At 44.0% G+C, this 10159-nt stretch carries 12 protein-coding genes; 1 reads left to right on the forward strand and 11 read right to left on the reverse strand.

Going from position 1 to position 10159, the window contains the following annotated elements:
* The 9 genes from QI197_07365 to QI197_07405 all read right to left on the reverse strand — a co-directional run.
* The coding region (locus QI197_07365; protein MDK2373177.1) for a hypothetical protein at positions 1–1374 on the reverse strand (1374 nt) is incomplete at its 3' end.
* Positions 1374–1985 carry a hypothetical protein gene (locus QI197_07370; protein MDK2373178.1) on the reverse strand — a complete coding sequence of 204 codons (612 nt, stop codon included), beginning with the start codon at positions 1983–1985 and terminating at the stop codon, positions 1374–1376. The genes QI197_07370 and QI197_07365, both read right to left, overlap by 1 nt.
* Positions 1982–2773: a baseplate J/gp47 family protein gene (locus tag QI197_07375; protein ID MDK2373179.1), complete on the reverse strand. Its 792-nt coding sequence runs from the start codon at positions 2771–2773 to the stop codon at positions 1982–1984. Before QI197_07375 ends, QI197_07370 begins: the two co-directional genes overlap by 4 nt.
* A gap of 151 nt (positions 2774–2924) precedes the next feature.
* Positions 2925–3269, reverse strand: coding sequence for a hypothetical protein (locus QI197_07380; protein ID MDK2373180.1), 345 nt, complete (start codon positions 3267–3269; stop codon positions 2925–2927).
* Between the two features lie 84 nt (positions 3270–3353).
* Positions 3354–3890: a phage baseplate assembly protein V gene (locus QI197_07385; protein MDK2373181.1), complete on the reverse strand. Its 537-nt coding sequence runs from the start codon at positions 3888–3890 to the stop codon at positions 3354–3356.
* Positions 3890–4129, reverse strand: coding sequence for a hypothetical protein (locus QI197_07390; protein ID MDK2373182.1), 240 nt, complete (start codon positions 4127–4129; stop codon positions 3890–3892). The genes QI197_07385 and QI197_07390 overlap by 1 nt, the downstream gene beginning before the upstream one ends.
* Complete coding sequence (locus QI197_07395) at positions 4116–5126, reverse strand: hypothetical protein (GenBank protein ID MDK2373183.1); 1011 nt, start codon at positions 5124–5126, stop codon at positions 4116–4118. The genes QI197_07390 and QI197_07395 overlap by 14 nt, the downstream gene beginning before the upstream one ends.
* The gene (locus tag QI197_07400) at positions 5116–5856 is read right to left on the reverse strand and encodes a hypothetical protein (GenBank protein MDK2373184.1); all 741 of its coding nucleotides are present in this window, start codon (positions 5854–5856) and stop codon (positions 5116–5118) included. The genes QI197_07395 and QI197_07400 overlap by 11 nt, the downstream gene beginning before the upstream one ends.
* Positions 5853–6302, reverse strand: coding sequence for a Panacea domain-containing protein (locus QI197_07405; protein MDK2373185.1), 450 nt, complete (start codon positions 6300–6302; stop codon positions 5853–5855). The genes QI197_07400 and QI197_07405 overlap by 4 nt, the downstream gene beginning before the upstream one ends.
* Before the next feature lie 122 nt (positions 6303–6424).
* On the opposite strand from QI197_07405, the gene QI197_07410 reads away from it, so the two are divergent.
* Positions 6425–6712 (forward strand): hypothetical protein, encoded by a 288-nt coding sequence (locus QI197_07410; protein MDK2373186.1) that lies wholly within the window; start codon positions 6425–6427, stop codon positions 6710–6712.
* Between the two features lie 190 nt (positions 6713–6902).
* On the opposite strand, the gene QI197_07415 is transcribed toward QI197_07410, so the two are convergent.
* A complete protein-coding gene (locus QI197_07415) occupies positions 6903–7793 on the reverse strand; it encodes a LysM peptidoglycan-binding domain-containing protein (GenBank protein ID MDK2373187.1) in 891 nt (296 codons plus the stop codon).
* Positions 7787–10159 (reverse strand): phage tail tape measure protein (locus QI197_07420; protein ID MDK2373188.1); only part of this gene is annotated, 2373 nt, incomplete at its 5' end. The genes QI197_07415 and QI197_07420, both read right to left, overlap by 7 nt.

Raw genomic sequence — 10159 nt, forward strand, 5'->3', positions numbered from 1 at the left:
CACAACCTTCTTTGCTCCTGCTCCAAAATCAAAATCAACCGACCTCTGAAGGTCGAACGAAACCTGCCTCACGGCCACAGCCGGCGTAGGAAATCCAGACGGATCCACTATCCGAGCAATACGCTCGTGCAGTGAAGCCATGTTCCCGCGAGCTGCAAGTATCTCTGCTTTCATAGATTGTATCTCTTGGAATGTTTCATCGATAAGCTTCGCTTCGCCCGCACTCGCATATGAAGATGTAAAAGGCGAATAAAGTCCCGACCTGTTATAAGCACGCACCCTTACATGCACCACCGTTCCGGGCTTAGCCTTTATAAAGTGAACTGTTCTGGGTCCTCGATAGAATAGCTTTTCTCCGTTTATAGAAGGAATGTTGTCATAATCTACATAAACTTCATATCCAGCTGCTTCTGTCATAGGGGTAATGTTGAGCCTTACGCCAAGTTCTTGGCTGATCAAATTTATCGATGGTGCTGTGTCCAAATTTTCATCTCCACCCGCCACTATCGGCTCTGATATTGCCCATTCGGATTCATTGCCTCTTTTATCTACTGCCTGAACATAAACTGCTCCAACCTCGCCAAGCGGTATTCCATGAAATGTATAATGTGTGTTGATAGGAGACTGCCTAAATGCCACTGTTCTCTCCCGCCTTTTCACAGGCAATGGTTGATAATTCTCATCCAGAGGCATCCATACTATGCGGTAATATGCTATTCCTAAATCGTCGCTGGAAGGTATCCATGTCACGCTTACCCAAGCATATTGTGGTAAATTGTCCACTCTACCCTCAGCAACTGATTCTATCCCCGTAGAGACCGATTGTATCGTTGGTGGCGATGGTGGCTCGGTATCGTATTCCACACTTAAAACTTCGGGTTTGAGTCTCAGATATTGCCTCAAATCGATAGCATATAACTGCCCCTGTTGGTCAACTCCTATTTTGGCAAGAGCAAGTCGCCCTTCCCCGTTAAATTGTGATTCTCTCACAGCCTCGATTTGATACGAATCAATCTTGCGACACGGATAACTTTCTCCAGTTATGGGATGTTGCCTGAAATCATCATCTACATATACATGCTTAATGTAAACGATATTGGGCTCATTCTCAGGTTCATCCAAATTGACCGTTTGCTCCTCGTTTACTTCTACTCTTAATCCGTTGATATAAGCCGCCCCGGATTTAACTTTTACACTTCCATGATTTGACGGATCCGGGACATAGACCTCAAGTTCCTCCAGATAGCCTTTTAGAACTCCGTCTTTAAAAGTGTCTCGAAATTTTTGGTTTGCATTTTCATGTGCATAATCCTGCAGTTCCTCCATGTCGCCGACTCGTGGTTTCATCCCTGACCAGAAGTGAACTTTGCTCATTACTCTACCTCCAAGGTTATATCCCCTAAAGTCAGATATGCTTTTGTAAATGCGGGTTTAACCATCTTCAAGATGTTTTTAGCAAGGTTGATGTCTCCATTTTGTGCATTTACCCAGAATATAAACCTTTCATCGCCCTCCCATATCCTTGTGGCACGAACATTTTGCCCATATTGAGCTTCAAACTCCATCTCATCATCCTCGTCATTGAAAAGATGGCTCAGTTCGTCTTCGCTCCTGTCCTGTTCCTCATTTGCTTCATGCAATATCCATCTATCGTCGTCTTTCCCAAAATCGATAAACGAATCAACCGTAAAACCGGCATATTCCAGTTCTTTCCTCAACCCCAACTCCGTTCCCCAAAGCCTCACATCTATCCCAAAGTTTGCAAGCCTCTCTCTGAAAGCTTCATCTGTTTCATTTGGGTATCGGAACAATCCCCTATCAGCCGCTGCCAACATCAAATCTTCCACTTCAGGAGATCCGTTCGGCGTTCGGAACGGCAGTATTTTCGCAAAGTTGATTAAATCAGCTATCACATCTTCAATCGCATCTGCTATATCCAAAACCATCTTAACCTTCAGGAACCCGGGCAGCAGCTCACGGATCATAGAAGAGCCTCCTTGGAGTGTGATCCCCACGGTGAGACTTGTATTTGCCCTGCTGTCACCTTGGAATCCTCTGGAATTTCAACATTTCCTCTTGGATAGATAAATCTAACATCTTCTGCCCCTGCATCTAACACTATCGCAATAAGTTTCGCCAAAATTACATCCTGACCCGGCGGCAATGAATTCAAGTGATTCCTTATCGCAGCTTCGGCTGAAGATGACACTGAAAATGGCTTGACTTCGCAATTAACATCTATCGGATACACATCCGGAACCACTGCTTTGAGCATTACACCTATTGGAGCACGTTCCGTCAAGATATTTTGAACATCCTGAATCAATTCTGACGAAGCAGGCACTAAGTTTCCATCCTCGTCTCTGCTCCATATCAAAACTTTGGCCGTCCCTAATCCAAACGCATTTGGAATGACCTGCACATCCTCCACACCTTCAACTTCAAAACACCATGCTTTAATTCCGTTTATAGTTGCACCGCTGTGCTTATACCATGCCAAAATAGCTCTTTTCCTCAAATGCTCATCGTCCTCGCCATCCATCCTTTCAACCCCAAGTTCTTTTGCCCTCAAAGTCAAGGCATCCCCTGTCGCAGTGGTTATAAAAAGCGATCTATAATTAGCCGAAATCGTAAACTGTATCTCTTCCAGCCTCACAGCAATGGCCTCTAACAATGACCTTATCCTTGAACCCGGATTGAAATTTGTGAAGTCGGTCGTCCTTGCCAGCAGTGCTGTTTTCAGCTCCTCATAGATCTCTCTTGCCGTTTTCATGATTCACAGAAGCGAAAACCCCGGCACCTGCAGGCGTCCCAAGGACCGTCCCTCTGTGGCTCCGCCAGGTCGCACCTTATGCCCACGGCGCACCCTTAAAGAACCACAGCGGCAGCGACAGTCCCCTTCCCACAAGTGCCGGGGGGACCTTTCAACCCATTGGATATACATTTTCAAAATATACATTTTTAACAACAGCTACCACCCGCACCGCTACTTGTTTATCACTTTGCTCGACCGTTACGCCTACATCCTTGAAGCCGCCGATTATCAATGTAGCTTTCACCCTTTTCTTTAATTCCGAAATCATACCTTCATTTAGTGCTTGCCCAACGAATTCTTCAAGTCCAACACCCCATTCAGGATGCAGAAGCACTTCACCCGGCGGGCATTTCATAGAGTCATTTACATAACACTCTATACACTCCCATCCTTCTATAATCCCGATATCTCCATTCTCGACCCTCAGACTCATATCCTTAACGGAATCGCCCATAGTGTTTCAATTCTAAGTATTATCATTTGCCGAAGGTATAACATGATGGCAGGGCGTGGAAACTCTTCTCAACTCCAAAGATTTTTAGCTTTGTGCTTTTACTGTTTGCGACCCCAGGATGGGAGCACCTGTTACCGGACATGTTGGCCATGTCCTGTCTGTCACGACGCCACCTATCGCTGTATTCCCAAGCTTTACCTCTGGCGCCTTTATTTCGGCTGTCCCCTGAGCCGTTATTTTCACATCCCCGTTAACCTCGATTTCCATTTCACCCGTTGGCTTTAATCTCGCTTGCACAGAATCTTTTATGTTTATCTCTATCTCACCGTCCCTTTTTATACGAACTTCCGTCCCGGAAGCGTGTTTCAGAACCATCTCCCCCTCATCACAGGATGGCGGTCTATCTCCTCCAAACAAACGGCCTATAACAACAAATTCACCGTGAACATTAGCCACCAAAACCTCGTCCCCCACATCTGGCATCATCAAAAGCCCATATCCATTCCCGCTGTATAGTGCAGCCACTCTTATCCAGTCGGTTACAAGCCCGCTTGAAATGTATTCAACTTTCACTCTGTAATTTTCCACATCTACTTCCCTCACAACACCTATCTCAAACACTATCTCAACCTCCCGCTTCCTTGTTGTATCCCCTGTCCAGTTGTGGTGCCTGTCCCGGATGGACTCACCTGCACTGGAATGCCGGGCGAAATCACTACTTGAACAACTTCCGCATTTTCTGATAAGTAATTAACAATTGCTCTACCTATTGCTCTCCACAACTCCCTTTCATTTCGCCTATCTGTTGGCAACTCTTGTATTGCCTGCCAGATAGCATCCCCTAATTCATTTCCGTTCAACATCCAGCACCTCCGCTCTAAATCTTGTAACTAACCCTTCATCTGAGCTTAGATCAAATGTCAATTTGGTGATAATGTATCGCTCAGGCATATCCATTCCTTTAAGTTGCAAAACATCGCCTATATCTGCCTTCAGAAATCCGGGAATTTCACCTTCCAACACCACAAAACCAAGTGAATACAGTCTCAAAAGTCCTTTTGCTCGCTTGCATACTTCCTCTTTCGTATGAAGAGAATAATCCCGAATTGTTATAAGTTTGTAATTTGGCCGATTTCGTTGAGGTGATTCGGCCACACACACTATTTTCCGCTTCCGCCAAGGGTCATATCCAATGACTTTCACTTTAAAACTAAGTGTCAAGGTCTTAGATTCATATATCTCTATCCTCTTAGGTAACTTCTCAGGATATATAAATTCAATTCTTGGCTCCTTATCCCTTGGCTTTAAAAAATTGAACTTACCTTCTCTATCAATCCAAAATATTGCCCCTGTTTTTGATTGTAAAAACTCAAGCAACTCGTATTTCGTCGATTCCGGTGTCAATCCGCTGTAATCTTTTATAATATCCTCAGCTTCTATCCATCCAATCTCCAGTCCAACGCTTTCCGCCAAATTACGAGCTATATCACCGGCCGGCTTTCCACTCACTTCGTTTAGAACATCCTCCACAGTGTCATCCTGCAATTTTGCCAGAAGTCCTCGCCCCTCAAGCCTTATCCTTTCGCCTTCATCATCTACCGTATATGTAACCTGGTCGAGGATGCCTGTAAATATAAGTTTTTCATCCCAATAAAATTTAAGGGGCTCGTCTTCTATGCTCCTTATATCAAAAGAATATCGATTATTAGCATTTGGTATAACGGCTTCAAAATGATCCGCTTTATTGCTTTCTCGTTCCAATGTAAGGGATTTTACTTCAAGTATATCGACTTTCTCTACACTGATCCTTAGCATGTTGGGGATTTTATCTCTTGGATTTTGCCGCTCATATACCAAATTCTTTCAATCTTTTTATCAATCTCTCGTAGATTTCCCCAAGTTTCTCCTCAAATTCTGGGTCCATAACTACATGGGTTAATTTATCTTTGTATTGCGGTGGGATTATGTAAAATGTGGAAAGTCTGAACTTTGAGGTGATGTCCAATTCTCTTAAAGGGTAAAGCGAGATGTAAAACATCTTATCCACTTCTTTCCCTTCCAACCGCTTCTCGATCGGGTTTCCACTCTCAGGGTCAAAACTTTTATAAAAAAGTTCATATCTATCTCCAAATGTGGCAAGTTTTCCTACCTTCTCATAAAAATGTCTATTAACATCTTCCTCCTTCGTGGTAAACTCCACCCATAATTTCTTTTGCGGCAAATACAGGTCAAGGTCCGTAATCTCTTCGTCACCAATTCTAACTTTTACCTCGGTGTAAAAATCTCGCACTCCAAGGTCATTCATCAAACCAGACGCTAAATATCTATCGGCCTTATCCTGAAGTTTCCCCCTCCTTCTGGGGTTTAGCGCCATCCTAACAAACTCGCTTGTTTCATCGAAACCATAAAAAACACCTTCCAATGTATTCTCTCTGTGAATAGGAGGTTCAACATCTGTAAGGAATCCATGAAGAATTAAATTCTTCTTTCTCTCATCCGAATCTACAAAAATGTTAACTTTGGGATTACCGACGATTCCAAAAATAACCCATATGAAAAATGCCTTTTTACCATCTATTTCATTCACAGCCTCAGCACCTCTCCAGGAAATGCCTTCCTCATGGGTTCGGTCGCGTAAACCACATCCAGCAGTCGAAGCAACTCATTCCGTCCAAACTTCCTTATTACGCTGTCCAGAATCTCTGCCTCCTCTTTTGTGAGATGTTCAAACTGAGCTTTATAGGCTTTTTCCGTAGGTCTGTAATCGTGAGCAAGACCAAATTTGGTTAACTCCGTGTTGTCCGTTAAATATCCCTCGTTTTTCAGTTTAATAATCGCATCTATCACCTCACGAGAATATGGGCCATAGAAGTAATATCTGTATTCTGTCTTAGTAATTGTCCTGCCCAATTTGGACTTTGCAATCAGATCTGCAAGATATAAAATTTTCATAATTCTGGTCCTGCCAACTTTTACTCTGGTCTTCTCTAATCGCCTACTTACATAAAGAACAACTTCCATAATCTTTTCCATAATCCCACCCCATTTTTCAATCCTTTTTAATATTATTATTCTATTCAATATTGACAGTCAATAAACATTAAACTATCCTCTTTATGGGGCGAGCTACTAGACTTGTCTATGAGACTGAACCCATGCTTGAGGCCAAAAAGCGCGGCGAAATCCTTAATCTCGATACCGTAAAACCACAAAAGGTTAAAAAAATAAAATTTACACCTCAAGAAATTGAAAAATTAAAAGCTATCGGAAAAAAGATAAAATCTATCCTGGACGAATTATCTATAACCCAACCTGAATCATTGGAAATGGACAGCCTTACCATGGAAATGATGGAATTATGGAACGAGGAGGCTGAACAGTTAGAAACATTACTGAACAAATTGGAAAAAGAAAAAATTGTTTTCCGCGAAAGTGAACAATGAACAAAGGAGCAGAAATTTGGATCACAGATATTGTTGAAGTTGCACCTTACAAACGCCTTGAGTTGAAAGATTCCATGGAGTTTTTGGCCGGCCAAATTTATTGGGGACCCATAAGGTATCCCATTGAGCAAAGAATTAGAGGAAAAAATAACCGATTATAAAAATCTCCTGCTGGGTAAGATAAATTGATTCATGGTATTTTTAACACCATCCCCGGTTCAAGCTCCGCAGGGTCGATTATGCCGTTAGCAAGTGCTATCTCCTGCCACCTCGTCGCTGTCCCATAAACTTTGATCGCTATCGATTGGAGAGTATCCCCTGCTACCACTCTGTATTCTTTCATTGTAGGTGGCAAACTTTTGATGTGATTCACAAGTTCCTTATATCTGTCTCTCTCAGAATGTATCAACTTCAATATTTCCTCATAAAGCCCCTCATAACGCATAGGCGCATCCACGGTCATCCCCAAAACAAATCTCTCTATAACATCGCATTCCTCAATTATCACAGATGCTGTGTCTTTTACTTTATCCAGTATAGTTTGTGGAGCATGAACCCAATCCGACACCTCATTTATCAAACTGACAGCTTCTGTCATTGCAATAATTAACCTTGTCAAAGCCGCGTATATCTCTCCGAACGGATCCGCAGAATGTTCAGCAAGCAATTGTGCCCTTACACTTTTCGCCTCTGCTATCGCCTTCGTTATATCTGTCGCCATCTGTGGCACAAAACACACATCTACCCCTTCTCTTTTTACCTCGACCAGTTTTATCTTATATCTGAAACCGCCTCGTCTTATTGTGTCCCAACCCGTTGAAGATATATAAACTTGTGTAACAAAATCATCCCATTGGAACGGTATTGACTCACCTCGAACCCTCATATCTTCTATCTTCTGCCTATATGTCCACGCGTTTTGCCTGAAAATACCAGTTATTTCAAACTCATTGGCGCTGTTACCTAAATGTTGCACAACCGGATCCCCAAATGGTATTTCATGCACCACAACTTTACTTTCTCCTGTAATCTTTATACTCTCAGGAACAGGCTCGAACACTAAGTCTCCAAGTTTCACCATCTCAATTCACCCCGCTTCATCTTCGCTTTCCTCATGGCATCTCGAAGTGCTCTTTCCACCTCTTTAGCTATATTTCGAGCAGAACTGGCTGATAGCTCGCCTGTCGTATAGAAGTTATTGACCACCTGTATCTTCACATCGCCCCGCCATCCTCTCTCAGACTCAGTTATCTCTTTAATACGCTCCGGTGGCACTATCACCTCACCCTTATGAACCAGCGCAAATCCAGTTTCTGGCACTACTCCGCCAGATGCAAATGAACCAACGAATTCTCCACCCCCTAAATTCACGCTCACACTCCTGGGTTCAGCAGATTTCAATCCCTCGAAATCTATCTTTATTTCCAATCCGGTAGCTTCATGCACTTTTTTCAAATACCGTTCCGCTTCTCCTGAATGTGGTGCAGCAAGATACAACCTTTCAGCCGAATGTCTTATATCTGTAATGACTTCCTTCTCTTTTGTTGCTAAAACAACTTTTCGCTCCTCAAGTTTCGCAATCTCTTCTTTCAATTTTTTGTATTCTTTTAACTCCTTGTATCTTTCCTTGGAAAGTCCGGGTGAACCCACCAATTCCATCGCTATCAACTCTTGTTCCGTTGGCTCTTTTATCCGTGCAAGTTCTTCGGATAGCTCAGAAATTCTTGCTTCTATTTCTGCCTTCTCCCGCCGAATTTCCATGAGCTCATATCTTACCCATTCCGGACTGGTAATTCTCACAAACCGTGCACCCAACTCCTCAAGCTGTTTCAAGGTTTTTTCGTCCAACGGCTTTTCAAACGCTTCCCTCAAAGCATCCCAACTTTTCTTCAATATAAACAGTGCACCTCCAACGCCGAGCGCAATAGGACCCAATGCACTCACTTTTGTAGCCAATCCACTTAACGCTCTCATCAACCCTCCGGTAGCTGTCGTCGAGGCCATAGTTGCTGCCGCCTGTGTCCTCTGAGCCGCCGCATTAGCCATCGTCGCTGCCGTATTCGTCTCCGTCGCTGCCGTGTTCGCGGCCGTCGCTGCCGTGTCCTCAGCCATCGCTCCGGCCGAGGCACTCACCGCCGCCGCTTCATACATCGCAAGCTTCGCTGAAATCGTCTTGTTCAACTGCCATATATTGTATAAACTGATGAGTCCTCCTATCTTACCGCTCAATAACATCAACTTTGACACGAACAAACCCACAGCCATCCCCCAGCTTGCAATCTGTTCCCCAAATTTGGTCTCGCTTAATCCCAGTAGTAATGCCTTAAAATCCAATTCTATATGAGCAGCATGCTTACCAACTTCTGCCCGGAAATCTTTCCATCTGTTCTCTATGGACCTCAATCTCGCCTCTGCGCCTTCCAGCCTCGTCTTCACCATCTTCAAAGCATCATTGTAGTTGCCGAGACTGTTCGTCGCCTCGACCAATTCCCTTTCCTGTCCATAAAGCAACTGGATCAATCTCGACCCCTCTTCTCCCAGAACCCTCTGTATCTCAGCTATCTCATTGACATCCAACTTCTCACCATACTTTTTCCTGAATTCTGTAAGTATCTCCGCTAATGAGAGCAGTTGACCCTGTGCATTTGTTATATTTATCCCAAGTTTATCAGCGCCTTGAATCAATTCCCTCAAAAACGCTGTGAACATCGTGCCTGCCCTTGATGCTGCAACCCCTTTTGTGTTGAGCATCCCCAAAACCGCCAGCGTCTCCTCAAACTTCACATTAAACGACTGGGCCGCCGCCGTAGCCCATGCAAGCGATTCGGCCAATATCGGCCCCGTCCATTGAAACCTCTTTACCGCGTTGCTCGCCGCTACGAAAACCCTGTTGGCTTTTTCTACCGGACTCATGTCCCACGATTTTCCAAATGTGTTTAATACTCTGCCAACCAACCTCGCTGTCTCGTTTAGGTCTCCAAGTGTCGCAATCGCCAGCTTTTGCGTTGGAATTAGAGCGGCCAGTGATTCCTCCACACTCAAACCTGAACTTCTCAGGTCATACAATGCATATCTCGCAAGTTCCGCCATTGAATAATAGTTCTTTGTCGCACGGGATGCCTCTTCTAACCGTTTGGCAATTTCTCTCAAAACCTCTTCTGTTAACGGCATCACTGTCCCCACATCATGTATCGCCTGGTCAAACTCAAGATAATCCACCGTAAGCCGTTCTATTTTCCCTGATAATAGTTGGGATGTGGCAATCATTGTTGCGGACGCCAAAGCAAGTTTGTGCCATGTCTTCAAAGATTTCTCAAGCGCAATAGCTTCTCCGTTCGCAACTTTCGCCAGTTCCTTAAGCTCTTGCCTCGTCCCCCGTAGCGCGTAAGACGCTTCATTCACTCCTTGAATAATTAGAGCAACTCGCAGTGCATCCATTGATATTTT

The organism is Thermoproteota archaeon (assembly GCA_030130125.1).
In the GTDB taxonomy this organism is placed as follows: domain Archaea; phylum Korarchaeota; class Korarchaeia; order Korarchaeales; family Korarchaeaceae; genus Korarchaeum.